Source organism: Acidithiobacillus concretivorus (assembly GCF_018853445.1).
GTDB lineage: Bacteria > Pseudomonadota > Gammaproteobacteria > Acidithiobacillales > Acidithiobacillaceae > Acidithiobacillus > Acidithiobacillus concretivorus.
In genome coordinates this window covers 26,742-52,098 of sequence record NZ_JABELD010000029.1, presented here as the reverse complement: position 1 = coordinate 52,098, position 25,357 = coordinate 26,742, and the positions used below count along the sequence as shown (strand labels likewise).

General features: G+C 53.7%; 27 protein-coding genes, 1 tRNA gene and 1 pseudogene. 6 read left to right on the top strand and 23 right to left on the bottom strand.

The features are described 5' to 3' along the window. The 18 genes from nuoK to tldD all read right to left on the bottom strand — a co-directional run bounded on the left by nuoK (window position 1) and on the right by tldD (window position 16,487). A complete protein-coding gene (nuoK, locus tag HJG40_RS04515; protein WP_226857157.1) occupies window positions 1-318 on the bottom strand; it encodes an NADH-quinone oxidoreductase subunit NuoK in 318 nt (105 codons plus the stop codon). Then, window positions 318-914: an NADH-quinone oxidoreductase subunit J gene (locus tag HJG40_RS04510; RefSeq protein WP_215863083.1), complete on the bottom strand. Its 597-nt coding sequence runs from the start codon at window positions 912-914 to the stop codon at window positions 318-320. The genes nuoK and HJG40_RS04510 overlap by 1 nt, the downstream gene beginning before the upstream one ends. A gap of 16 nt (window positions 915-930) precedes the next feature. Further along, window positions 931-1,422, bottom strand: a complete 492-nt coding sequence (nuoI, locus tag HJG40_RS04505; protein WP_010641710.1) for an NADH-quinone oxidoreductase subunit NuoI — start codon at window positions 1,420-1,422, stop codon at window positions 931-933. Between the two features lie 10 nt (window positions 1,423-1,432). Beyond that, on the bottom strand, window positions 1,433-2,458 hold the full coding sequence (gene nuoH, locus HJG40_RS04500) for an NADH-quinone oxidoreductase subunit NuoH (protein ID WP_215863082.1): 1,026 nt from the start codon (window positions 2,456-2,458) through the stop codon (window positions 1,433-1,435). Then, window positions 2,458-4,806, bottom strand: a complete 2,349-nt coding sequence (gene nuoG / locus HJG40_RS04495; protein ID WP_215863081.1) for an NADH-quinone oxidoreductase subunit NuoG — start codon at window positions 4,804-4,806, stop codon at window positions 2,458-2,460. Before nuoG ends, nuoH begins: the two co-directional genes overlap by 1 nt. After that, entirely contained in the window at window positions 4,806-6,089 is a 1,284-nt protein-coding gene (nuoF, locus tag HJG40_RS04490) for an NADH-quinone oxidoreductase subunit NuoF (RefSeq protein WP_215863080.1), read from the bottom strand. Before nuoF ends, nuoG begins: the two co-directional genes overlap by 1 nt. Further along, entirely contained in the window at window positions 6,079-6,570 is a 492-nt protein-coding gene (gene nuoE / locus HJG40_RS04485) for an NADH-quinone oxidoreductase subunit NuoE (RefSeq protein WP_215863079.1), read from the bottom strand. Before nuoE ends, nuoF begins: the two co-directional genes overlap by 11 nt. Window positions 6,571-6,573: 3 nt before the next feature. Then, window positions 6,574-7,827: an NADH-quinone oxidoreductase subunit D gene (locus HJG40_RS04480; protein ID WP_215863078.1), complete on the bottom strand. Its 1,254-nt coding sequence runs from the start codon at window positions 7,825-7,827 to the stop codon at window positions 6,574-6,576. Next, window positions 7,811-8,419, bottom strand: a complete 609-nt coding sequence (locus tag HJG40_RS04475; RefSeq protein WP_215863077.1) for an NADH-quinone oxidoreductase subunit C — start codon at window positions 8,417-8,419, stop codon at window positions 7,811-7,813. The genes HJG40_RS04480 and HJG40_RS04475 overlap by 17 nt, the downstream gene beginning before the upstream one ends. 3 nt (window positions 8,420-8,422) lie before the next feature. Next, complete coding sequence (locus HJG40_RS04470; RefSeq protein ID WP_010641695.1) at window positions 8,423-8,899, bottom strand: NuoB/complex I 20 kDa subunit family protein; 477 nt, start codon at window positions 8,897-8,899, stop codon at window positions 8,423-8,425. Further along, window positions 8,890-9,246 (bottom strand): NADH-quinone oxidoreductase subunit A, encoded by a 357-nt coding sequence (locus tag HJG40_RS04465; protein ID WP_024893593.1) that lies wholly within the window; start codon window positions 9,244-9,246, stop codon window positions 8,890-8,892. The genes HJG40_RS04470 and HJG40_RS04465 overlap by 10 nt, the downstream gene beginning before the upstream one ends. 134 nt (window positions 9,247-9,380) lie before the next feature. Further along, window positions 9,381-9,465, bottom strand: a tRNA-Leu gene (locus tag HJG40_RS04460). 37 nt (window positions 9,466-9,502) lie between these two features. Further along, the gene (gene secG, locus HJG40_RS04455) at window positions 9,503-9,940 is read right to left on the bottom strand and encodes a preprotein translocase subunit SecG (RefSeq protein WP_215863076.1); all 438 of its coding nucleotides are present in this window, start codon (window positions 9,938-9,940) and stop codon (window positions 9,503-9,505) included. Window positions 9,941-9,944: 4 nt separating this feature from the next. After that, a complete protein-coding gene (tpiA, locus tag HJG40_RS04450) occupies window positions 9,945-10,718 on the bottom strand; it encodes a triose-phosphate isomerase (protein WP_215863075.1) in 774 nt (257 codons plus the stop codon). Window positions 10,719-10,815: 97 nt separating this feature from the next. After that, a complete protein-coding gene (glmM, locus tag HJG40_RS04445; protein WP_215863074.1) occupies window positions 10,816-12,156 on the bottom strand; it encodes a phosphoglucosamine mutase in 1,341 nt (446 codons plus the stop codon). After that, window positions 12,153-12,965 carry a dihydropteroate synthase gene (gene folP / locus HJG40_RS04440; protein WP_215863073.1) on the bottom strand — a complete coding sequence of 271 codons (813 nt, stop codon included), beginning with the start codon at window positions 12,963-12,965 and terminating at the stop codon, window positions 12,153-12,155. The genes glmM and folP overlap by 4 nt, the downstream gene beginning before the upstream one ends. Window positions 12,966-13,018: 53 nt before the next feature. Then, window positions 13,019-14,944 (bottom strand): ATP-dependent zinc metalloprotease FtsH, encoded by a 1,926-nt coding sequence (ftsH, locus tag HJG40_RS04435; RefSeq protein WP_215863072.1) that lies wholly within the window; start codon window positions 14,942-14,944, stop codon window positions 13,019-13,021. A 97-nt stretch (window positions 14,945-15,041) separates the two neighbouring features. Further along, window positions 15,042-16,487, bottom strand: coding sequence for a metalloprotease TldD (gene tldD, locus HJG40_RS04430; protein ID WP_215863071.1), 1,446 nt, complete (start codon window positions 16,485-16,487; stop codon window positions 15,042-15,044). Window positions 16,488-17,002: 515 nt separating this feature from the next. Between tldD and HJG40_RS04425 the strand changes: the two genes are divergently transcribed. Continuing rightward, window positions 17,003-19,855, top strand: a complete 2,853-nt coding sequence (locus HJG40_RS04425) for a ribonucleoside-diphosphate reductase subunit alpha (RefSeq protein WP_215863070.1) — start codon at window positions 17,003-17,005, stop codon at window positions 19,853-19,855. Window positions 19,856-19,875: 20 nt separating this feature from the next. After that, the gene (locus HJG40_RS04420) at window positions 19,876-20,991 is read left to right on the top strand and encodes a ribonucleotide-diphosphate reductase subunit beta (RefSeq protein WP_215863069.1); all 1,116 of its coding nucleotides are present in this window, start codon (window positions 19,876-19,878) and stop codon (window positions 20,989-20,991) included. A gap of 50 nt (window positions 20,992-21,041) precedes the next feature. Here HJG40_RS04420 and HJG40_RS04415 read toward each other — a convergent pair whose 3' ends face one another. From HJG40_RS04415 to HJG40_RS15355, 4 genes and pseudogenes are all read right to left on the bottom strand, one after another. Next, on the bottom strand, window positions 21,042-21,251 hold the full coding sequence (locus tag HJG40_RS04415; protein WP_215863068.1) for a type II toxin-antitoxin system HicB family antitoxin: 210 nt from the start codon (window positions 21,249-21,251) through the stop codon (window positions 21,042-21,044). Continuing rightward, window positions 21,244-21,504, bottom strand: coding sequence for a hypothetical protein (locus tag HJG40_RS04410; protein ID WP_215863067.1), 261 nt, complete (start codon window positions 21,502-21,504; stop codon window positions 21,244-21,246). Before HJG40_RS04410 ends, HJG40_RS04415 begins: the two co-directional genes overlap by 8 nt. A 222-nt stretch (window positions 21,505-21,726) precedes the next feature. Then, on the bottom strand, window positions 21,727-22,506 hold the full coding sequence (locus tag HJG40_RS04405) for an HTH domain-containing protein (RefSeq protein ID WP_215863066.1): 780 nt from the start codon (window positions 22,504-22,506) through the stop codon (window positions 21,727-21,729). A 2-nt stretch (window positions 22,507-22,508) separates the two neighbouring features. After that, window positions 22,509-22,745, bottom strand: a pseudogene (locus HJG40_RS15355) (type I restriction-modification enzyme R subunit C-terminal domain-containing protein); the annotation flags it as partial. A gap of 320 nt (window positions 22,746-23,065) precedes the next feature. Between HJG40_RS15355 and HJG40_RS04395 the strand changes: the two are divergent. The 4 genes from HJG40_RS04395 to HJG40_RS04380 all read left to right on the top strand — a co-directional run bounded on the left by HJG40_RS04395 (window position 23,066) and on the right by HJG40_RS04380 (window position 24,374). Next, on the top strand, window positions 23,066-23,272 hold the full coding sequence (locus tag HJG40_RS04395; RefSeq protein ID WP_215863065.1) for a type II toxin-antitoxin system HicB family antitoxin: 207 nt from the start codon (window positions 23,066-23,068) through the stop codon (window positions 23,270-23,272). Continuing rightward, window positions 23,269-23,481: a type II toxin-antitoxin system HicA family toxin gene (locus HJG40_RS04390; protein ID WP_215863064.1), complete on the top strand. Its 213-nt coding sequence runs from the start codon at window positions 23,269-23,271 to the stop codon at window positions 23,479-23,481. The genes HJG40_RS04395 and HJG40_RS04390 overlap by 4 nt, the downstream gene beginning before the upstream one ends. Before the next feature lie 87 nt (window positions 23,482-23,568). Beyond that, entirely contained in the window at window positions 23,569-23,823 is a 255-nt protein-coding gene (locus HJG40_RS04385; RefSeq protein WP_215863063.1) for a hypothetical protein, read from the top strand. An 83-nt stretch (window positions 23,824-23,906) separates the two neighbouring features. After that, the gene (locus HJG40_RS04380; RefSeq protein WP_226857131.1) at window positions 23,907-24,374 is read left to right on the top strand and encodes a rhodanese-like domain-containing protein; all 468 of its coding nucleotides are present in this window, start codon (window positions 23,907-23,909) and stop codon (window positions 24,372-24,374) included. Window positions 24,375-24,410: 36 nt separating this feature from the next. Here the strand turns inward: HJG40_RS04380 and HJG40_RS04375 are convergent, their stop codons facing one another. Next, window positions 24,411-25,214 carry a DNA-formamidopyrimidine glycosylase family protein gene (locus tag HJG40_RS04375; RefSeq protein ID WP_215863062.1) on the bottom strand — a complete coding sequence of 268 codons (804 nt, stop codon included), beginning with the start codon at window positions 25,212-25,214 and terminating at the stop codon, window positions 24,411-24,413. Window positions 25,215-25,357: the final 143 nt, after the last annotated feature.

Sequence of the window (25,357 nt, the reverse complement as noted above, 5' to 3'; positions counted from 1 at the left end):
TCAGCCTCTCAACTCGTCAATATCTTCTACGTTGATACTCCGGCGGTTCCGGAAGTAAACCACCAGAATGGCCAGACCAATGGCCGCTTCAGCAGCAGCTACCGTCAGGATGAAAAACACAAAAACCTGCCCTTCGAGATTACCCAGATAGCGGGAAAAGGCCACCAGATTGATATTCACCGCCAGCAGCAGTAATTCAATGGCCATCAGCAAAATAATCACGTTTTTGCGGTTCAGGAAAATCCCCACCACACCGATGGAAAACAGGAGAGCTCCGAGTATCAGATAAGCGGCGAGCGTTGGTTGTCCACCCATCATCATTGTTCTGGCCCCCGCAAATTCACCAGGCTGATGCGATCTTTGGCACGCACTGCCATTTGCACATCAATACTCTGGGTTTTAGTGCCTTGGCGCCGCCGCAAGGTCAGGGCAATCGCCGCAATAATCGCAACCAGCAAAATCACTGCTGCAATTTCAAATGGATATAAATAATGGGTGTAAAGCAATACGCCCAGGGCGCGGGTATTATCTGCATTGGCAGGAATAGGACCCGGAGCAGGAATATGGCCCAAGGGCGAAGTCCAGAAAACCACGGCCAGTTCCAGCACGCCCAAAATGGCAATGGCCAGCCCCAGCGGCAGATAACTCAAAAACCCTTCCTTGAGACGGGTCAAATTAATATCGAGCATCATCACCACAAACAGGAAAAGCACCATGACCGCGCCCACATAAACCAGAATCAGGATCAGACCCAAAAATTCGGCGCCCAGCAAAATAAACAGGGCGGCAGCATTAAAAAACGCCAGCACCAGGAAAAGAGACGCATATACCGGATTTCTTGCCGTGATGACCGCTGTCGCAGAACCCAGCAATATCGCCGAAAAAAGGTAAAAAAGGATGGTGGTTATGATCATAATAATTATTTTCCTGTCAACGATATGCGCGGTCTGCTTCGCGATCCGCTGCCAATTCTGCTTCCAGGCGATCACCATTAGCGAGCAGCATATCCTTGGTATAAATCAGATCACCACGAATTTCGCCGTGATAGGACAGCACCCGACTTTCGACAATGGAATCCACCGGGCAGGATTCTTCACAAAGACCACAAAAAATGCACTTGCTCAGATCAATGTCATAACGGGTAGTGCGTCGGGTTCCATCATTGCGTTGTTCACTTTCAATGGTGATCGCCAATGCCGGACAAACGGCTTCACATAATTTACAGGCGATACAGCGTTCTTCACCGTTTTCATAACGACGCAGGGCATGCAGCCCCCGAAAACGCGGAGACTGGGGAGTTTGTTCTTCGGGATACTGCACGGTAATTTTGCGAGCAAAAAAATACCGGCCAGTCAGCTGCATACCGCGCAGCATTTCCGTCAGGAAAAAAGTCTTGAACCACTGCTTTGGGCGAATTTGCATATTGTTCTCCTCAGCGCAGAATGGCACGCATGGGTGTTTCCAGGGCAATACCCACTACCACAATCCAGGCAATGGTTACCGGAATGAACACTTTCCAGCCCAGGCGCATGATCTGGTCATAGCGATAGCGTGGAAATGTCGCACGAATCCACAAAAACACATATAGCAGAAAAGCGGTTTTGAGCAGCAACCAGACCAGGCCAGGTATCCAGGTCAATAATGGTGTGTTGATGGGTGCATACCAACCGCCCAGAAACAGGACCGTCGTCAACAACGACACAAAAATCATGTTGGCATATTCCGCCAGGAAAAACAGGGCGAAAGCCATTCCCGAATATTCTACATGGAAACCGGCGACAATTTCCGACTCGCCTTCCGCTACGTCAAAAGGTGCGCGGTTGGTTTCCGCCACACCGGATATAAAATACACCAGAAAAAACGGGAAAAGGGGCAACCAGTACCAGGACCAGAATCCGCCACCGGCCTGGGCCTCGACAATTTTGCTCAGATTCAGGGTCTGGGCCAACATCAATACCCCGACCAGGGCAAAACCCATGGCGATTTCGTAAGCAACCAGTTGTGCGGCGGCACGCATGGCACCCAGAAACGCATACTTGGAATTAGAAGCCCAGCCCGCCACGATAATGCCGTACACGCCCAGCCCGGCAATCGCCAGCACGTACAGCAAACCGGCGTTCATGTTGGAGATAGCCACATCCGGCCCGAAAGGCACTGCCGCCCAGACCAGCAGGGCGGGGACAAACGCCAGTACCGGCGCCGCCAAAAACAGAAAGCGATTGGCACTGGTGGGAATGATGACTTCCTTAAACATCAGCTTCAGCGCATCGGCAATAGGCTGCAGCGAACCTCTGAAACCCACCCGGTTGGGTCCCAGACGTACCTGCATGTAACCAATGACCTTGCGTTCTGCCAGTGTCAGGTAAGCCACACCCAGCAATAACGGCACCACCACAATAACAATTTTGATAATCGACCAGATGACCGCCCACCAGCCGCTATGATAAAAATCATGCATTATGATGCCCTCTGGGTTTCCGGCAGTAATGCTGCCATTGCTACGGAACAGGGCATATAAGGTGCACCCAATCCCGAAGTTTCCGGGTAGCCCAGAGGAATCCAGATGCAACCCAGGGGAATATGCGTATCCATATCCAAGGCCAGAGTGACTTTTCCTGATGCGGTACTGACTTCTACTGCCTCACCCCGAATTCCTGACTGACGGGCCTGATCGGGATGCATTCGGGCAACTAATGGCGTACTCAGCGGCTTGGCCCGGCGCACCAGAGGATCTCCCTGATAAATCGGCCAGTCGCCAAGGCGCAACAACGCGCCTGCTGGTATGGGTTGCACGGCTTTCAGTGTTGGAAAAGCATGGAAAGGCGGAATATCCATACCATAGTCGCCCACGGCATGATGCCAGGCGGCGCTCACTTCGCTCAGTTCATTGTACTGAAAGTCCGGCAGCTTCAGACTATCACCCAATACCCGCAATATTTTCCAGCCGGGGCGGGCTTCGCCAGGTAATTTCACTGCCGCACGGAAGGACTGGCAGCGTCCTTCATTATTCACATAAGAACCTGAACCCTCGGCAAACGCGGCCATGGGTAATATCACATCCGCATACTGCCGGGCTTCGTTGCCAAAATGACTGATACTTAAAACAAACTCGGCATCGCGCAAATTCTGGACGGCTTGTGCCCCTGCGAGACTATCCACACCCGGCTCTACTCCGAAAAGAATAAAGCCCTGCATTTCAGCATTCCAGCAGGCACCTGCAGGTAAACCGGACTCTGCCAGCAGGTGGCCGCCAGGAGCGCGCTGGGGTACACAGCCGCTCAGCCAGGCTCCGGCACTGTTGCTTTCATCTGCCAGCCAACCAATCCGCCCACCCGCCAGCTCGGCAATACTTTCCACCTGCGCCAGCAAATCGGCAGCCTGGGGATGATGCAGCAAGGCACTGCCAATCAAAATGAGCGGATTATCTGCTGCCGCCATTTCTTGGGCCAAATGTACCAGAGCATCGGTCTGTTTTTCTTCATGAACATGGGCAAAATGCCCCGCGAGTTGCTGATACAAGGCCAGATCTTCACCCGCCTCGGCAACCATCTGGGTGACCGGAAAATTGAAATCCTGACGCATGCTGTCAATGCTCACCACCTTGCCGCCGTTTAGTACCGCCTTATGGAGGCGATGGTTGGTCAGCGGCTGCTGGTGCCGGGTAAAGCCATGACAAAGCACAATCAGTGGTTCTCTTTCCAGTTCTTCCAGACTCATATTCAGCGCCGGATAAAGAGGCATGGCCGCATCTGCACGGAAATCCTGCTGATGCAGACGATGATCCACATGCGGGCTACCCAGTCCGCGCAACAAGGCCTGGAACAAAAACAGTTCTTCGTTACTGGACTGTCCGGAAATCAGTCCGGCCAGCTTGTCTGCACCGTGACGGGCTAGCACTTTTTCCAGTCCGGCGAGAGTCGCTTCCAGGGCTTCTGCCCAGGAGACTTCCGTCCACTTACCCTGTGAATCGCGCAATAAGGGTTTAGTCACCCGATCAGGCGCATTCAATCCGGTGTAGGCATAGCGCCCCTTGTCACAAATCCACTGTTCATTGACGGCTTCATTATTGCGCGGCAAAACCCGCAGTACTTCCTTGCCCAGACTTTGGACATCGGTATTGCAGCCCGTGGAACAATGCGGACAAATGCCGGGGGTGTGCTTCAGTTCCCAGGAGCGGGCCTTGTAGCGGAAGGGCTTGCTGGTCAGCGCACCCACCGGACATAAATCAATCATGTTTCCGGATAATTCCGATTTCACAGCCTTGGCGACATAAGTGCCAATGGCCATGTGTTCACCGCGTCCGGTAGCCCCAAGCTCCTTGATGCCACCAATTTCCTGCCCAAAACGCACACAGCGGGTACACTGAATACAGCGGGTCATTTCCGTAGTGATCAGCGGACCGATATCCTTGTCTTCGACAACCCGCTTCTCCTCATTGTAATGACTGTGCGGATTGGCAAAGCCCATAGTGATGTCCTGCAAGGGGCATTCGCCGCCCTGATCACAAATCGGACAATCCAGGGGATGGTTGATCAGCAAAAATTCCAGAACACCCTGCTGGGCCATTTTCGCTTTGCGCGAAGTTGTGGCAATTTTCATTCCGTCGGCCACCGGGGTGGCGCAAGCGGGCAAGGGTTTTGGCGCTTTTTCTACATCCACCAGACACATCCGGCAGTTGGCTGCAACGGAAAGTTTCGGGTGATAGCAGAAAAAAGGAATGTAAATCCCTAAAGACTCGGCGGCCTCCATGATCGTGGTACCAGCTGCCACCTCGATTTGCTGTCCGTCTATTTCAATATGTGGCATCAGTGCTCCCTCATACTGATCATGCAGCTTTTGTGTTCAATGTGGTATTCATATTCCTCACGAAACAGCTTGATGGAACTCACCACGGGCGCAACCCCACCATCTGCCAGGGCGCAAATGGTCCGCCCCTCAATCCGCGAACCCACATCCAGAAGCAGTTGCAGGTCTTCTTCCCGACCCTGACCGTTTTCGAGGCGATGCATAACCCGCCACAACCAACCCATGCCTTCGCGGCAGGGTGTACATTGACCACAGGACTCATGCATATAAAAACGGGCAATGCGCTCTACCGTACGGACCATACACACACTGTCATCCATGACAATCACCGAACCCGCGCCCAACGCCGAACCCGCCTTGGAAATGGAGTCATAATCCATGGTGACATCCATCATCACTTCTCCAGCCACCATCGCCGTGCTGGTTCCACCGGGAATCACCGCTTTCAGCTGGCGACCAGGGCGCAACCCCCCGGCCATCTCCAGCAGCTCCCGGAACGGAAGCCCCATGGGAACTTCGTAATTTCCAGGTTTCTGGACCTGGCCAGTGACTGAAAAAATCTTGGTGCCCCCATTATTGGGTTTACCCAGATTCAAAAACCATTCGCCGCCCTTGGTGATGATGTCCGGCACCGAGGCGAAAGTTTCGACATTGTTGATGGTGGTAGGACGTCCGTAAAGCCCATAACTGGCCGGGAAAGGTGGCTTGAAGCGCGGCTGGCCTTTTTTGCCTTCCAGGGCTTCCATGAGCGCGGTTTCTTCCCCACAAATGTAGGCCCCGGCACCCCGATATACATACAAATCGAAGGAAAAACCGGTACCCAGAATATTCTGGCCGAGATACCCCGTTGCATAGGCTTCAGCCAGCGCTTCCTCGACAATATTGATGGGTTCAATGAACTCGCCACGAATAAAAATGTAGCCCGCCGTGGCACCCATGGCATAGGCACCAATAATCATCCCTTCAATCAGGCGATGCGGTTCATAGCGCATAATATCCCGATCCTTGCAGGTACCGGGCTCGCCCTCATCGGCATTGCAGAGCAGGTATTTCGTGCCGCTGACACCTTTGGGCATGAAACTCCATTTCAATCCGGTCGGGAAACCAGCGCCACCGCGCCCGCGCAAAGCGGATTTTTTCATTTCGGCAATAATCTGCTCGGGCGCCATCGGTTCCTGGAGGACCTTGCGCAAGGCTTCATAACCACCGGTTCCGGCATACACGGACAAACGATGGGAGTCGGGAATACCACGATTCTGCAGCGTAACGCCATTAACGTACATCTTCAGATCCTCCCCGCAATTGGGCAATCAGCACATCAAGACTTTCCGGAGTCAGGTTTTCGTAGTAGCGATCTCCCAGCTGCATCATCGGTGCATCTTTACAGGCACCCAGGCATTCCACTTCCTGCAAGGTGAACAAACCATCAGCCGTCGTTTCACCTGGACCGATTCCCAGTGTTTTACTCAGATGGCCAATGATTTTGTCTGATCCGTTCAGAAAGCAGGACACGCTGCCACAGACGCAAAGCTTGTGGCGACCCACGGGCTTGAGGTCATACATGGTATAAAAGGTCGCCACCTCAAAAGCCTGAATGGCTGGCAAACCCAAAATTTCTGCCACATATTCAATCAGTTCATCACGCAGGTAACCCTGTTCTTCCTGGGCAATACGCAGTGCCGCCAACAACGCCGAACGCGCTTCTTCCTGCGGATACTTGCTGCGCTCAAAGGCAATAGCTTTCAGGGACTTTTCCGATAACATGCTCTACCTGTCAATCTCGCCGAAAACAATATCCATGGTGGACAGTATCGCCACCACATCTGCAATCATGTGTCCCTTGGCCATTTCATCCATCGCCGCCAGATGAGAAAAGCCAGGGGCACGGATTTTCATCCGGTAGGGCTTGTTCGCCCCGTCCGAAACCATGTATATCCCGAATTCTCCCTTGGGAGCCTCGACAGCCGTGTACACTTCTCCCGCCGGAACGGACATACCCTCCGAAAACAGCTTGAAGTGATGGATGAGGGCTTCCATGCTGCCCTTCATTTCTTCACGCGGCGGCGCGGCCACCTTGAAGTCGTCCGTAATGACCGGCCCCGGATTCTGGCGCAGCCAATTCACGCACTGGCCAATAATGTGGTTGCTTTGCCGCATTTCCGCCACCCGCACCAGATAGCGGTCATAACAATCCCCGGTACTACCGACGGGAATTTCAAAATCCAGATCCGCATAAGCCGCGTAAGGCTGGGTTCGACGTAAATCCCAGGCCACCCCGGAAGCCCGCAACATGGGACCAGTAAAACCCAACTGCACCGCCCGCTCGGAATCCACCACACCAATACCGACTGTTCTTTGCTTCCAGATGCGGTTATCCGTCAGCAATGTTTCATATTCGTCCACATAACCGGGAAAACGCCGGGTAAAATCTTCAATGAAATCGAGCACCGTTCCCTGACGATTGGCATTGAGTTCATCCAGGCGCTTGGCATCCCGATAAGGCGAGGCCACATACTGGGGCATCTGCGCCGGGAGATCACGATAAACCCCGCCAGGTCGATAATAAGCTGCGTGCATCCGCGCACCGGAAACCGCCTCATAGACGTCCATAAGGTCTTCGCGCTCACGAAAGCAGTACAGGAAAACACTCATTGCGCCTACATCCAGCGCATAGGCACCCAGCCAGAGCAGATGGTTGAGGACCCGGGTAATTTCGTCGAAAAGCGTACGAATATACTGGGCGCGTCTTGGCACTTCCAGGCCAAGCAACTTTTCCACGGCCAGGCAGTACGCATGCTCGTTGCACATCATCGACACGTAGTCGAGGCGGTCCATATAAGGCAAATTCTGCAAATAAGTTTTATTTTCGGCCAGCTTTTCCGTAGCACGATGAAGCAAACCAATATGCGGATCAGCTCGCTCGATGACTTCTCCATCCAGCTCCAGCACCAGACGCAACACCCCGTGTGCCGAAGGATGCTGCGGCCCGAAGTTCATCGTAAAATTATTGATTTCTGGCATTGTAGCGCCCCTCCTCCTCGGCCCGGATGATGCGCGGGACAACCACCCGTTCTTCGGTGCGCGTGGGTTCGTAAATGACGCGCCCCTGATCGGCGTCGTAACGCATTTCTACGGTTCCCACCAGCGGAAAATCCTTACGGAAGGGATAACCCACAAAACCATAATCGGTAAGAATACGGCGCAGGTCGGGATGACCATCAAACAAAATTCCGTAAAGATCAAAAGTCTCCCGCTCAAACCAGTTGGCAGCCGCCCAGACATCCACTACGGAAGGGACAATCGGCAACTCTGTGTCCGCAAATATCCGCAAACGGATGCGCTGCCGGTTTGGCAGGGAAAGCAAATGATAGACCACCGCAAAACGCGGCCCTTCCCAGGTACCGTCGCCATATTCGGAGTAATCAACGCCGCATACATCTATCAGCATGTCGAAGCGGCAGTCCGGATCTTCGCGCAACCAGAGACAAGCTGCGTGGAATCCTTCCAGAGTTATTTCCACCGTCAATTCTTCACGATCCATACGGGCATCGCGCAGATGATCTCCCAGCTTTGCGCTCAGTGTCTGGCGCAGGTTTTCGAGTGCGTCAGTCATGGCTTACCTGGCTATTGTGTTGGTTCGGCGAATTTTTTTCTGCAATTGAATCAGACCGTACAGTAGCGCCTCGGCAGTGGGCGGACATCCGGGAACATAAATATCCACCGGCACGATGCGATCACAACCACGCACAATGCTGTACGAGTAATGATAATAGCCACCACCATTAGCGCAGGAACCCATGGAAACCACCCAACGCGGTTCCGGCATCTGGTCATAGACCTTACGTAAGGCCGGGGCCATTTTATTCACCAGAGTCCCGGCCACAATCATCACGTCAGACTGGCGGGGACTGGGACGAAACACGATACCAAAGCGATCCAGATCATAACGGGCTGCTCCGGCATGCATCATCTCTACGGCACAGCATGCCAGCCCAAAAGTCATGGGCCACAAAGAGCCGGTACGACTCCAGTTGACCACGGTATCAATGCTGGTGGTCACAAAACCTTTTTCGAGGATACCTTCTATTCCCATTCCAAGGCTCCTTTTTTCCACTCATAGATGAAACCCACCACGAGAATGGCGAGAAAAATCATCATGGCCAGAAAACCCATCATGCCGATCTGATCAAAGACCACGGCCCAGGGGAACAGGAAGGCAATTTCCAGATCAAAGAGAATGAACAGAATGGCTACCAGATAATAGCGCACATCAAATTTGACGCGCGCGTCTTCAAAAGCCTCAAAGCCACATTCATAGGGCGAGAGCTTTTCGCTATCCGGTTTGTGCGGTCCCAGCGAGGCGCCCATCAGTAATGGGACCACACCGACCACCAGTGCCACCACAATAAAGATGAGCACGGGCAAATAGTGGTTCAACATCCCCAACACTCCTCCACCCAAATATGGACCTGAAAACACCACCTTCAGAATCCGCTATAAATTAATTTTCTTATATATAAATCAATGCTCTGGTATACTCCAGAGACAAAAAAACAGCCCTATAGGCTGCAATTTGGTGCCGAAGACCGGATTCGAACCGGTACAGCTTGCGCCGCCGCCCCCTCAAGACGGTGTGTCTACCAATTTCACCACTTCGGCCGAAGTCTTAAAACTTTCTCATGACCCGCTTGCTACGTCAAGGCTTCACAGGTGTTTTGGCTGTAGAAACTGGCGCTGCCGGCACACTGCCTGCTGCAGATGGGCTTACAGCCGCTGCCGCAGAACCCGTAGCCGCTGCCGCAGGATGAACGACCGTGGGCGTCGCCGTAGCGGGTTTTGCCGGTAGCGTGCTGGTAACCGGCGCCTTGCTTGGCAAAGCAATTCCAGAAACCACACCGCTTGCGGCATTATCGGAAAGGTACGCCAGACCAAGACTGTTCAGGAAAAATATGGCGCCAATGACTGCAGTGGTATGACTGAGGAAATTTCCCGCTCCCTGGGCACCAAATACGGTTTGCGATCCACCACCGCCAAATGCTGCACCCATATCCGCCCCCTGACCTTTCTGAATCAGGATCAACCCTACCAGTACGACACAAATAATCACCTGAAACACCAATAACAAGGTGTACATCAAATCAACCTCCTCGTCCTGCCGATTCGGCAGCACGACAAATTTGGATAAATTCTCCCGCGCTCAGGGATGCTCCGCCAACCAGAGCGCCATCAATATCTTCCTGATCAAACAGCGCCGCTGCGTTGTTGCCTTTGACGCTGCCTCCGTACAACAGAATCAGGCGCTTGGCCAACTGGCTTGAATGTCCTGCCACCAGCTTACGAATAAAAGCGTGTACGGCCTGGGCCTGTTCCGGACTGGCGCTTTGCCCGGTGCCGATGGCCCAGATGGGTTCGTAGGCAATGATGAGATTAGGCTGGTTAGACTCCAGATTCAACAAAGGCAATATCGCCTCTACCTGACGCTGCAGAACCTGTTCGGTAGCTCCCTGGGCGCGCTCAGCTTCGCTCTCACCCACACAGACCACGGGTATCAGGCCCGATGACAGCGCCGCTTTGACTTTACGGGCTACCAGTTCGTCCGTTTCCGCAAAAATTTGCCGTCTTTCCGAATGTCCCACCAAAACATAGCGACAACCCATGTCGCGGAGCATTGCGCCCGAAATTTCTCCGGTATAGGCTCCATTGGGTTCCCAGAACAAGTTCTGCCCCCCCCAACGCAACGCGGTTCCCTTTGCTTCCTGAGTCACCGCGTGCAAAAGGGTATACGGCGGGAACAGCACCACTTCAGGACGCATCTGCTCCAGATCGGCGCTGAGAATGGCTTGGGTAAGATGCACGGCATCGGCGCTGAGGCCATTCATCTTCCAGTTTCCTGCAACCATGGTGGGACGCAAATCAAATCTTCCTTGTTCAGCTATATGTCATAATCGTCTAATGTGCGACCGAGTGTAAAGACTCCACTCGAAGCGGTCAATTTTGCATTTTCTGATTTTATCCGGGCGCCAGATCACTGAGTTCTTTAGCAAGCTTCTCGGCAACCCGCGCCGCCAGGTCTGCTGACACAGCCTCGACCATGACCCGCAACAATGGTTCTGTACCTGATGGCCGCACCAGTAGCCGCCCTTTATCTGCCAGTTCTTGTTCTGCAGCCGCAACCCGTTCTTGCGCTGTGGGATGATCGAGCAAACGTCGGGCATCTGCCAGACGTACACCAATCAGCACCTGCGGATAGGGCTGGTAGCCTTCCCGTAATGCCTTCAGGCTTTTGCCAGATTTACGCATAATGGCCAGCACGCGCAAGGCGGCCAGAATCGCATCCCCCGTGGTATTGGCCGGCGTAATAATATGCCCCGATGATTCGCCACCCAGAGGAAAGGCGTGCTGCTGCATGGCTTCAAGAACATAGCGATCTCCGACGGCACTACGCACAAAGGGGACTCCCAAATCAGCAAGACCCTGCTCAAGGGCCAGATTACTCATGACTGTACCGACCACGCCAGACAAAATACCCTGCTGCTGCATGTCGCGGGCCAAAAGCCAGATGAGTTCGTCGCCATCCAGCAGCGCGCCCTGGCCATCCACCAAAATCAGTCGATCGCCATCCCCATCAAAAGCAATACCGAGGTCAGCCTGAGTGCTGCGCACCTGCTCCTGCAGACTTTCCGGACAGGTCGAGCCGACTCCGGCATTGATATTGATGCCATTGGGCTCCACACCGAGCAAGGTCAATTGTGCGCCTAACTCCCGGAATACCATGGGACCCACTTTGTAATTGGCGCCGTGCGCACAATCCACAACCAGATGCAGGCCACGCAAGTCCAGGTTGGCCGGAAAGGTGGTTTTGCAAAACTCTACATACCGACCTGCTGCATCTTCGACACGGCGCGCCTTACCAAGCTGTTCGGAATCAGAAACCAGCATTGGCCGATCCATCCAGGCTTCAATGGCTTCTTCCTGGGCATCGGGCAATTTATAGCCGTCCCCCGAGAAAAACTTGATACCGTTATCCTGATAGGGATTATGCGAAGCGCTGATAACAATTCCAGCGTCCGCACGCAGGGTTCGCGTCAAATAGGCAATGGCTGGTGTCGGCAGCGGACCGACCAGCAACACATCCACACCTGCACTAGCAAGACCGGATTCCAGTGCCGATTCCAGCAAATAACCGGAAAGACGGGTGTCCTTGCCGATTACCACCCGGGGCCGTCCCGTGACTCCAGCGGTCAGCACATGACCCGCCGCCCATCCCAACTTCAGCACCCATTCCGGGTGAATGACGGAATCTCCGACCCGCCCCCTGACACCATCGGTGCCAAACCACTTTCTACTCATTGCACTTCCCTCAACGGCTTTTCAGCCCCTTGTTCCTGAATACCTGTCCAGACTTTGATGGCCTGCACCGTTTCTGCCACATCGTGAACGCGCAACACCTGCGCACCATGGGCCACAGCCCAGAGTGCGGCGGCAATACTACCGGCCAGTCGTTGAGCGGCAAGGGCGACACCAGACAACTCCCCAATCATGCTTTTTCGGGAAACCCCGACAACAATCGGCAACCCTATACTTTGCAGGGCGTCCAGTTCCCGCAAAAGCCGGCAGTTTCCCTGGAGATCTTTGGCAAAACCAAATCCGGGATCCAGTAATAACTGTTCACGGCGGATTCCTGCGGTTGCGCATGCAGCCATGCGTTCCCTGAAAAAATGGGTTACCTCGCCAAGCACATCGTCATAGTGGGTATTGGTCTGCATGTTTCGTGGAGTGCCCCGCATATGCATCAGGCAAACCGGAATGTCCAACTCTGCGACCATGGCCAGCGATTGGGAATCGCCCTGCAGTGCCGTGACATCATTCATCAAGCCCGCGCCCAGGGACCAGGCTTCGCGCATGACCTTAGCTTTGTAAGTATCTATGGACACCGGCAAAGGCACTGCTGCCAGCACCGCTTCCACAATGGGCAGCAGGCGATCCATTTCTTCCGACTCGGAAACAGCGGGGGCACCTGGACGGGTTGATTCCGCACCAATATCAATGATATCGCCGCCACTCTCCCAGATTTGACGGGCCCGCATAACCGCCAACTCCGGACGAGTATATGTTCCGCCATCGGAGAAAGAGTCGGGCGTGACATTCAAAATCCCCATAACACAAGGGCGCCCCAAATACAGCGGGCGCCCATTGCAATCCAGCGTTACGGTCAAACGGGATGTTCTCCGGGATTGAGGCCCGGCAGCGTCTGACCGCCGGTTTTATCCGAACTGGCGGCATTACCATCCGTGGGCATGGTCGGATAACTGCCTGCGTCATCTACCGGCGGACGTGGATCACGCCCGGCCATGATGTCATTCACCTGATTGGAATCCAGAGTTTCGAACTTCAACAATGCCTGGGCCATAGCTTCGACCTTGTCGCGATTTCCCTCAATCAATTTGCGCGCCACATCATAACGTTCACGAATGATGCCCCGGATTTCTCCGTCCACTGTCATGGCTGTCTGTTCGGAAATGTTACTGTGCTTGGTCATTTCCCGACCGATGAACACTTCTTCTTCCTTTTCACCAATCACCATGGGACCAATACTGGACATACCCCACTGGGTCACCATTTTCCGAGCCAGATCCGTGGCGCGTTCAATATCATTACCCGCACCCGTGGTCATCTGATTCAAAAAGACTTCTTCGGCAATACGCCCGCCCATCAGAATGGAAATGTTACAGAGAATTTCCTCACGCTCATAATTGAAGCGGTCTTCAGTAGGCAATTGCATGGTGACACCCAAAGCACGACCACGAGGAATGATAGTCACCTTATGGACCGGATCTGTGCCAGGCAACAACTTGGCAACTACCGCATGACCCGATTCATGATATGCCGTAGTTTCCCGCTGCTTGTCACTCATCACGACCGATTTGCGTTCAGCACCCATCATGACCTTGTCTTTGGCATTTTCAAAGTCATGCATATCGACCAAACGCTTACTCTTGCGGGCCGCCATCAACGCTGCTTCATTGACCAGATTGGCCAAGTCCGCTCCAGAAAAACCAGGCGTACCCCGGGCAATGACTTTGGGATCCACGTCGGGCGTAATGGGTACTTTGCGCATGTGAACCTGCAAAATCTGCTCACGACCCCGAATATCGGGCAGGGGCACAGTGACCTGACGATCAAAGCGACCAGGACGCAACAAGGCAGGATCCAGCACATCCGGACGGTTGGTGGCAGCCACCACAATAATCCCTTCCGTACCTTCAAAACCATCCATCTCTACCAGCAACTGGTTGAGGGTCTGTTCGCGCTCATCATTACCACCGCCGAGACCCGCGCCACGCTGACGTCCAACCGCATCGATTTCGTCAATGAAAATGATGCAGGGTGCATGTTTTTTCGCCTGCTCGAACATATCACGAACCCGTGAGGCACCAACACCCACGAACATTTCCACAAAATCCGAGCCGGAAATGGAGAAGAACGGTACCCGGGCTTCACCGGCAATGGCGCGTGCCAACAAGGTTTTACCGGCACCCGGTGAACCCATCAACAGCACACCCTTGGGAATCCGACCACCGAGGCGCTGGAATTTTTGGGGATCGCGCAGAAAGTCGACAATTTCCGCCAACTCTTCCTTGGCTTCTTCAACGCCTGCCACATCAGCGAAAGTGACCTTGTTATTTTCTTCGGTCAGCATCCGGGCCTTGCTGCGCCCGAAAGTCATGGCACCACGACCACCCGCACCGCCACCACCCATCTGCCGCATGAAGAAAATCCAGACACCAATAAGCAGAAGCATGGGGAACCAGGAAATCAGGATGGACAACAAAATAGATTGTCCTGCCGGGGGCTTCACATTGATTTTTACGCCTGCGGCAAGCAACTGGGGCACCAGCTGGGTATCATTAGCCGGCGTGTAGACGCTGAACTTTTGCCCCGAACTGAGACTACCTGTTACATGATTGGCATCAATATTCACATCGGCTACTTGCCCTTGTTTGATGCTATTCACAAACGTCGAAAAGTCCATAGCCTGAGCGGGCGTCGAACTACTCGTATTGAGGTTCTGAAACACCAGCATCAGGATGACCCCTATGGCCACCCATAACAAAACGTTTTTTAAGACATTATTCATATGTTACCCCCCCGCACGGGAGAATTTAATCCAGGTTCAAGACTGACAGATGCTTTGATGTTAGCCCTCTGAAAAGCCACTGACAATAAGATTTTTTTCAACCCTGTGTTCCTCCCACCGTCAGATCACGTATTTTGAGGGTAGGCTGACCGACACCTACCGGCACACTCTGACCATCTTTGCCACAAGTACCCACACCCGTGTCTAATTGGAGGTCATTACCAATCATTTCAACCCTGGTCAGCACATCCGGTCCGTTACCAATTAGCGTTGCGCCTTTAATCGGCCGGGTTATTTTACCATTTTCAATGAGATAAGCTTCAGAAGCGGAAAACACAAACTTACCGTTGGTAATATCCACCTGCCCCCCGCCAAAGTTCACTGCATAAAGACCACGCCGGACACTGGCAATAATTTCCTGAGGGTCCCGATTGCCCGCACGCATGTAGGTGTTGGTCATCCGGGGCATGGGAAGATGTGCGTAGGACTCGCGACGACCATTGCCGGTAGAACGGGTGCCGGTCAGGCGGGCGTTGAGCGTATCCTGCAAATAGCCCTTGAGGATTCCATCTTCAATGAGGGTGGTACACTGGGTTTCCGTACCTTCGTCATCGACATTCAGGCTACCCCGGCGATTTTCGAGGGTACCGTCATCCACCACGGTCACCCCAGGAGCAGCAACCCGCTCACCGACCCGACCACTAAATACGCTGGTGCCCTTCCGATTGAAATCACCTTCCAAGCCATGGCCGATGGCTTCATGCAGCAAAATGCCCGGCCAACCCGGCCCCAGCACCACATCCATACTTCCTGCCGGCGCCGCTTCCGCTTCCAGATTTATCAGTGCCTGTCGCGCGGCTTCGCGGGCAAAATCATCGGCCATCTGGCCTTTCAGGAAGGTCTGGTAATCATAACGACCACCACCACCGGCACTCCCTTGCTCGCGACGTCCGCCCTGCTCGGCAATGGCCGAAACATGGAGACGTACCAAGGGACGCACGTCTGCCGCCATGGTGCCATCCAGCCGTGCCACCAGTATCGCCTCAAATTTGGCGCTGAGACTGGCCATCACCTGAACAATACGGGGGTCTACTGATCGCGCCACTTGCTCCACCCGCTCCAGCAGGGCGATTTTTTCTTCATTAGGGATAGAAGCCAGCGGATCAGTTGGCTGATACAAGGACAGCCCATTGCGCCGCTGCCAGACCAGACCCCGATTTTCACCCGGCTGATGCACAATGGCGCGCGCTGCATCGGCAGCCGTCAGCAGCGCCTCGACGCCAATTTCATCCGAGTAGGCCAAGCCCTGACGCTCGCCCTGAATGGCGCGCACCCCTACCCCCTGCTCAATGGAATGACTCCCGTTTTTCACCACCCCTTCTTCGAGACTGAAGCCTTCGCTGCGACTGTACTGAAAGTACAAGTCGGCGTCGTCCAGCGCCCGATGAGACAGTCGGCCAAACACTTTTTCCAGCTCCCCTTCACTGATTCCGCCGGGAGTAAACAAGGTGGCACGCGCTATATCGAGGGTTGAAGCAGTCATATCATCCTTCCTTGAGAGTCTAAGCCGTCAGTATGCGCCCAAGACACCAATTAGAACAAGTCCAAATTTTACCTCTTTAGAAGTGATCTGTAATTCCCATAAAAACGGCAGAGGGCGGGGAGGCTTTTTGCGCCAACGGCCCTTGCCTGTTGTTCTAAGGCTCATCCTGCTGTCAGGAGAGAACTCGCCCTTTGGGCTCAGACAGCTCTCCTGACGGGCGCAGGATTTCACCAAGAACAACCACGGCGCGGGCCAAAGTCGCTGCAAAGCCTCCCCGCCCTCTGCCGTTTTTGTGCCCCTCCGAAAACCTTCGCAAAATGATTGCACTGGCTATCTTATCCACACCTTGCAAGCCGTTTATCCACCCTTTCATCCACAATATGTAGTTGACAACAGCGCCAGCAAGACTATATTTGGTGTGTGAGGTGTCTGGTAGGCAAATTGTTTTCCGGGTGCCCATTGCGTGACACAAACGCTTTTTCCAGGCCCTTTACGCCCAGCTTCGGAGTCTCAACATGCCCAATCCCGCCGCTCAAACTGTTGTCAGCAATCCTGCATATGATCCATCAGAAGCCAGTCATTACAAGGTCATCCGCCGCAACAATGCGATGGTCACCTTTGATGCCAGCAAAATTCATATTGCCATGACCAAAGCCTTTCTGGCTGTGGAAGGTGGCAGCGGTGCCGCCAGCGCCCGGGTGCGCGACCTCGTCACGCGCCTGACCGGACAGGTCATTGAGGCGCTGCAAAGACGTCAGCCGGGTGGCGGCACCTTTCATATAGAAGATATTCAGGATCAGGTAGAGCTGGCCTTGATGCGGGCGGGTGAACATGAAGTCGCGCGTGCCTACGTGCTTTACCGCGAAGAGCGCGCCCGCGAACGCCGTCAACAGAACGTTTCAGCTCCTCAGACGGACACACCGCAAATTCAGGTGAAATACCCGGACGGTACTCAGCGGGTGCTCGACCTGAAGCGTTTGCGGGCCGTCATTCAGGAAGCCTGCAGCGGTCTTGGAGAAGCTGTTTCCGTTGATACCCTGATGAACAACACCAGCAAAAATTTGTACGACGGCATCAGCGAAGATGAACTGTTTCAGGCCCCCATTTTGGCCAGCCGGGTCATGATCGAGCGCGACCCCGCCTATGCTTATGTTTCTGCGCGCCTGTTGCTGGACCGGGTACGCTGGGAAGTGTTGGGTGAAGCCGCCACCCAGACCGAAATGGCCGCCCGCTATCCTGAATATTTCCGGGATTACCTGCAGACCGGTATTGCGCACGAATTGATTGATCCGCGCCTTGGTCAATATGATCTGGACCGCATTACGGCGGCCATCAAACCCGAGCGCGACCTCAATTTCCAGTATCTGGGCCTGCAGATTCTTTATGATCGTTACTTCCTGCATGTCCGCGAACGCCACATTGAACTGCCTCAGTCTTTCTGGATGCGGGTGGCCATGGGTCTGGCTGTCAATGAAGTGAATCGTGAAGAACAGGCCATCGCCTTTTATGAAGTGCTATCCAGCTTCGATTTTGTCAGTTCGACCCCCACCCTTTTCAATTCAGGAACCTTGCGCCCGCAATTGTCGAGCTGCTTCCTGACCACCGTGGGCGACGATCTGGATGATATTTACGAGGCCATCAAGGAAAACGCCTTGCTCTCCAAATTCAGCGGCGGCCTGGGTAACGACTGGACCCCTGTACGGGCACTGGGTTCTTTCATCAAGGGCACCAATGGCAAATCCCAGGGCGTCGTACCTTTCCTCAAGGTGGTCAATGACACCGCCGTTGCCGTCAACCAGGGCGGCAAACGCAAGGGTGCAGTCTGCGCTTACCTCGAAACCTGGCACATGGACATTGAGGAATTTCTTGAACTGCGCAAAAACACCGGCGATGACCGGCGCCGCACCCATGACATGAACACCGCCAACTGGATTCCTGACCTGTTTATGGAGCGGGTGGAAAGTGGTACTGCCTGGACGCTGTTCAGCCCAAATGAAACGGCAGACCTGCATGATCTGACCGGCTCCGCTTTCCGGGAACGCTACGAACATTACGAGCGCATGGCAGATGCGGGTGAAATCGAACTGTACAAAAAAATCCCGGCTCTGCAGCTGTGGCGCAAAATGCTGACCATGCTGTTTGAAACCGGCCATCCCTGGATTACTTTCAAGGATCCCTGCAATCTGCGCAGCCCGCAGCAGCACGTGGGCGTCGTACATAGTTCCAATCTCTGCACGGAAATCACCCTCAACACCAACGACAAGGAAATTGCCGTTTGTAATCTGGGCTCCGTGAACCTGATTGCGCACCTTAAAAATACCGCAAGCACCGATCAATCCGCCCTGCGCACCGACAGCACGCCCGAAGATCTGCTGGAACTGCTGGACACCGACAAGCTCAGCCGGACCATCCGCACCGCCATGCGCATGCTCGATAATGTCATCGACATGAACTACTACGCAGTGGCCAAAGCGCGCAACAGCAATATGCGCCATCGTCCTGTGGGTCTGGGTCTGATGGGCTTTTCAGATGCCCTGCTGGAAATGCGGATACCCTATGCTTCGGCAGCGGCTGTCGCCTTTGCAGACATCAGTCAGGAAGTGATTTCCTACTACGCCATTGAAGCTTCTGCTGATCTGGCGCAGGAACGGGGCAGTTACCCGAGCTTCCAGGGTTCACTCTGGAGTCAGGGGGTATTACCCATAGACAGTATCGAACTGCTGGCCGCCAGTCGCGAACACGGCGTTGACGTAGACCGCAGCATTCGCCTCGACTGGAACGGGCTGCGGGACAAGGTTCGCAAAGGCATCCGTAACAGCAATTGTCTGGCCATTGCCCCCACGGCGACCATTTCCAATATTGTCGGCGTCAGCCAGGGGATTGAGCCCATTTATCAAAACCTTTACGTCAAATCCAACCTGTCCGGCGAATTTACGGTGGTAAACAGCTACCTGGTGCATGACCTCAAACGTCAGGGACTCTGGGACGAAGTCATGGTTAATGACCTCAAATACTTCGACGGATCGGTCTTGCCCGTGGACCGCATTCCTGCCGCCCTCAAGCCGCTCTATGCCAATGCCTTCGAAACCGATCCGGAATGGCTGGTAGAGGCCGCTGCCCGTCGTCAGAAATGGCTGGATCAGGCGCAAAGTCTGAACCTGTATTTTGGTCAGCCGTCCGGCAAGAAAATTGATGAAACCTACCGTCTGGCCTGGAAGCGCGGGCTCAAAACCACCTATTACCTGCGTTCGCTGGGAGCCACAGCGGCGGAAAAATCTACTGTCCAAACAGGCACGCTCAATGCCGTGTCCGGCCACCAGCCCAAGGCCTGTGCCATTGATGATCCCACCTGTGAAGCCTGCCAATAAGCAGAGGAGAAATTGCCGTTATGTTGAATTTTGAAAACAGCCTGCGTCCCGAACCACTGCGCAGCAGCAGCCTGAATGATTTGCCGGAGTCTGTGCCGGAAGAGGAAAGCATGCGTTTCGCCCGGGTACGGGCCGAAGACAAACGCATCATCAACGGTCGTGCGGATGTCAATCAACTGGTTCCTTTCAAGTATCAGTGGGCCTGGGACAAGTATCTGGCCGCCTGCGCTAACCACTGGATGCCCCAGGAAATCCAGATGTCTCGTGATATTGCCCTTTGGAAAGACCCCAAAGGCCTCACGGAAGATGAGCGCCGTATCGTCAAGCGTAATCTTGGTTTTTTTGTGACAGCCGACAGCCTCGCTGCCAACAACATTGTACTGGGCACCTATCGGCATATTACTGCGCCGGAATGCCGCCAATACATGTTACGGCAAGCCTTTGAGGAAGCCATTCACACCCACGCCTATCAGTATATTATTGAATCCATTGGCCTGGATGAAGGTGAAATCTTCAACATGTACCACGAAGTACCATCGGTGCGGGATAAAGACCAGTTTCTGATGCCCTTCATCGACATCCTGGCCGACCCCAACTTCAAGACGGGCACCCTGGAAAATGACCAGAAACTGCTGCGCTCGTTGATTGTTTTTGCGGCCATTATGGAAGGAACTTTTTTCTATGTCGGGTTCAGCCAGATTCTGGCCATGGGCCGACAGAACAAGATGGTAGGCGCAGCCGAACAATACCAGTACATTCTGCGCGATGAATCCATGCACTGTAATTTTGGTATTGATTTGGCCAATCAGATCAAGGTCGAAAATCCACAGCTTTGGACAGAAACCTTCCAGCAGGAAATTATTGATCTGATTCGTCGTGGCGTGGAACTGGAATGCGCCTACGCCGACGACACCATGCCCCGTGGGGTTCTGGGCCTGAATGCCCCAATATTCAAGGACTACGTCAAATTCATCGGAAACCGGCGGTTAGTACAACTAGGCCTGCCGCAGCAATATCCGGGCGTACAAAACCCTTTCCCGTGGATGAGCGAAATGATGGACCTCAAAAAGGAAAAGAACTTTTTTGAAACCCGGGTGACGGAGTATCAGACTGGCGGGGCGCTGAGCTGGGATTGATGTTGGGGACTCTGACCGCAGCAGGGGCGTCAAATGCAAACAAGGAGACTTCACGCATAAAGCAACCGCCCGCGTGGCTCTGGTATAGAGCGCCCCAGATCCGTTGCCATCTCGACCCATTCACTAATCACCCGTTCCACATTGGTTACCGCCTCTTGATAAGACGCGCCATCGGCCATGCAGCCAGGGAGCTCAGGAACTTCCACGATAAAAGCATCGTCTTCGTTACTCCAATAAATGACCAGTTCATACTTACTCATCGTTATTAATCCCTAGTTGATATTTGGTGAGTATGCTGCGCGTTTGCTTCACTTGGTAGGGCTTCGCCATGCGTCCTATGGGTTGGAGATTGATGATCTCGGCCACCCCTTCTTTGGTAAGGATATGATGGTCTCCCTTGACGCGAAGCATAAATCCGAGACCACCTAACAAAGACAAAAGGTCAACAAAAGCTATGTTGGCATCGCTCCGGCCGCCGAGAACGGCAGTCTGGATTTTTTCGTGTCTACCCAAGAATTACGCCAAGCCTAAGCGCCCCATTCGTTTGATTCATGAATTGGTCTCCTTCTGGAGTGAGCAAATCCACCTGGGTTAAGCCTAGCGCAATCCAACGACCGCCTCCAGTCTAAACCTGAAGTTCGCTCCGCATAATACCACCCCAGCGGTCTGGTGATCATAATCTGGACAGCAGTCCATTTTCTTAACAAGTTATGTTGCTGATCTCCTCTGCCCGTACTATATCCTATCGATAAGGGCTTTAGCCTTTCTCTTATCAATATCTGGGTCAGTTTTCTGGCTATACTCCACTGCCGCGAGATCATCCCCACGCTTTCGATTTTGCCGTGGTTCCAGGGCCTCAATAAGTATTGCTTCCAATGCAGGAATCAGCTTTTCCGCTGGGTATGTCACTGGCATAACCCCGATGCTGCCGGTCTCGGATACAGGAAGCAGACCGAACCACGAAAACCGATCCCATCTTGTAGCCATACGATCAGTAGTATGCTCGTAAAGTCGTCGTCCTAATGGGCGGTCAGTGCTACGTCCAACGTAAATTACCTCTCTGCCGTCATACAGTAGATAGATGCCAATTTGTCTGCAGAAGTCTACTGAGTCGGCGCCTATCTGTTGGACCCCGTAAAGTTTAGGCATTGCATTCCATTCTACATTGTCACGGCGCCAGAACATTCCGAAAGAAGTAATAATATCATACTGGTATTCATCGACCTCAGCGCTTACATTCTCTGAACCCTGGGGAAAAGCTGCTGGAGTCTCACCAATCATGCTCTTTAAAGCAAAAACGCCCCGATCCACTCGTACGTATGGCGAATCTGAGCCCTCATGTTTGATAGATCGAGATATCTGAGCGTTCACAGTAGCCGCTGGAGTAGCACCCAGGTTGATCCTAAGTTTTCTTTCTACAATACGCTCCGCAATGTCAGTGTAGTGTAACGGCATAGATGATTCCGCCAACACCTCATCTATGACAGCACGCCATTTCTTGTCCGTTACGCTCATTTTTATTCCCTTTGCCGTTCATCATACAAATACCGCTGAAACCCGCTGAACACTTCCCTTACCTGTACCAGGGTACCCAGCTCCGCAAACGCATCGGCGATAGCGTTGTTGTACTTCTCGGTCAGCAGTTCCCGGTTATAGCCCTTCTCGGCCAGTCCTTGTAAAAATCCCTTGGGGGTTTCGGGATCGCTCCATATTTGCCTCAGCGCGCCCTCATCCTTGAAGAGCTCCGGCAGTGTATGTGACCTGAATATAAGGCATTGGAGGCACGGCGGGAAGGCGCACGACTTGGAAATGAACGGCTTTGTAACTATGCGGATGACGCCAGCAAGTACGCAATCCCGGGAGCCTTGGCCTCCACCTTGTTGACTGTCACGTTCGTTGACTGGTGTGAACCAACCGTTCTGGTAAGCTCGGCGCAGTAGATGCAGAATAATTCGCGAAGCCACAGCAGGCTACTCCTCCGCGTAGCGGCTTCGACCAACCCATCATTCAACCGTTGGGCAACTTTAGCCCGTGGGTGTAAAATAATCACCATTATTACGCAGTGGAGGGCACCATGAATTTGCACATTGAGTATGAGCGCGAAACCGATGGCCGCTGGTTGGCGGAAGTTCCAGAAATTCCTGGTGTGCTTACTTATGGCACCACCGCCGAAGAGGCAATGGCTAAGGCCGAAACACTGGCACTTCGCGCACTTGCCGAACGTATTGAATCCGGCGAGAACCGCCCTATGACCATTAACATTGAATTCGTTGCTGCATGAGCCAATGGCCTTCCGCAAAGGCGAAGCGTATTTTTGTCGCTCTCCTTGGCATCGGCTGGAAGCTCAAACGGCAATCGGGTTCTCACCGCACATTATCTCGCGCTGGCTGGCCTGATTTCGTGTTTGCATTCCATGACGGGGAAGAAATCGGGCCTCGTATGCTTGCCCGCATTTCCAAACATACAGGGCTAAAACCCGGTGACTTGTAGGCCTAACGAACAAGGTCAGATCGTGCGAAGCCACGAACTGAACCGTTTGTTGGACCGTTGCAATTCGTACTTATCAAGGGTCTGAACGTGGAAGCATCATTTGTTGACCTGCGGAAGAAATCTGCAGAAATTATCAAGGCATTGACCCGAAAGGAGCGAGTCATCGTTCTTTATCGTGTGAAGCCAGCCGCCGTCATGGAGCCTATTGATAATAGGATGCCTGGAAAAGACACCTCTGCTTCGCATCATAATGCTTTTGGCCTATGGGCCAAACATTCAGCGCCAAGTACCGTTGAAGAGCAGATTCAGAATCTGAAACGTCAAAAACAATTCCGGCCGTGAGGTCGCCTTAAAATTCAGCAGGGCGTGCTATATTTGACAATGAAAGGTAGGGATAAGCATGATCCCGCCATGAGGAGACCAACATGAATATGACAACCGCCATGAGTACCGCAGAAATTCTTGAAAAAGCCCATGAACGCGCCAAGGCTGCCGGCAAACGTCACGCCGGGGATATGACGCCGGAAGAAGCCCATGCGCTGCTTCGGGAGCATCCCGACGCCGTGCTAGTGGATGTCCGCTCGCATCCAGAGCTGGATTTCGTGGGCATGATTGAAAACAGTAAACATATTCCCTGGCAGAACTATCCCGGCATGACGCCCAATCCGGATTTTGACCAGCAAATCAAAAAAGAAGTAACACCCGACCATTTCCTGCTGCTGCTTTGCCGTACCGGTGGCCGTTCGCTGGCGGCTGCCGAGCATCTGGCCAGTTTGGGTTATCACCACTGCTACAACATTCTGGGGGGCTTTGAAGGTAAGCAGGACCACCAGGGTCAGCGCGGCAAAGTCGAGGGCTGGAAAGCCAGCGGCCTGCCGTGGAAACACAAGTAAGGCCGGGCAGGCGCTACCCGACCTGGATGGATTGACTCAGCTTTGACAGGCCGGGCAAAACAGCGCGTTTTTACCACCCACCGACAGGGTTTCGAGGACCGCGCCGCAGCCGGGACACAGGTTGTCTTCCCGATGCCGGGTGAGGAAGGTTTTGGGTAGCAAATTGGTTTTGGCCTGACAGCGTACTGCCCGGTCCAGCACCTTGGGAATCTGCTCCAGAAAACGGTCGCGCTCTTCGTCCGTCAGACTGGGTGCGGTGCGATCAGGGCGCAGGCGCGCCTGATACAGAATTTCATCAGCCCACACCGCACCAATACCCGGCGCAAAAGCATCATCCAGAAGAATATTGCGCAGGGCACTGCGGCGGCGAGACAGCGCCTCACGCAAAACCGCCAGTCCTTCGCCATGCACCATCAAAGGATCGGGTCCAAGCTTGGTCAGAAAATCCACATCGCTGTTTTCGTCGAGCATCCGCAGGCGATTACCTAACTGTGTGCCATGCAGACGTAAGCGTTGATGACCATTGATCTGGATTTCGAGAACGGCCCGCGCTTCTTCTTCGCTTTCTGCCTGGGCAGGCCCGCGCTCCAAATCGACAGTGAGTTCGCCCCCCAGCTGCATGGCCAGAATATCTTTGCGCGCCAATTCCAGAAACAGGTACTGACCATAGCGATGCAAATCGGTAATGGCTTTGCCCTTGAAAGAAGCTTCTTCAATGCCTGCGCCATCGGTCAGCAACTCGCCTTTGGCATTATGCACCTGCATGACATTGACCCGCTTGTTGAGGATGTTGCGGCGTAATTTTTGTTTCAGTAATTCCAGTTCTGGCAATTCAGCCATGTTTTCTCCAAATTCGATATTTTAATTGCTGTCAGGGGTTAGTCTAACCTGCATGGAACAATGCGCCAATGGCAGGAGACCGTTCCTCGCGCTGGAACATTGCGCCACTCGGGTGCCTGTGGCAACCTTTGTGCCACTTCAAC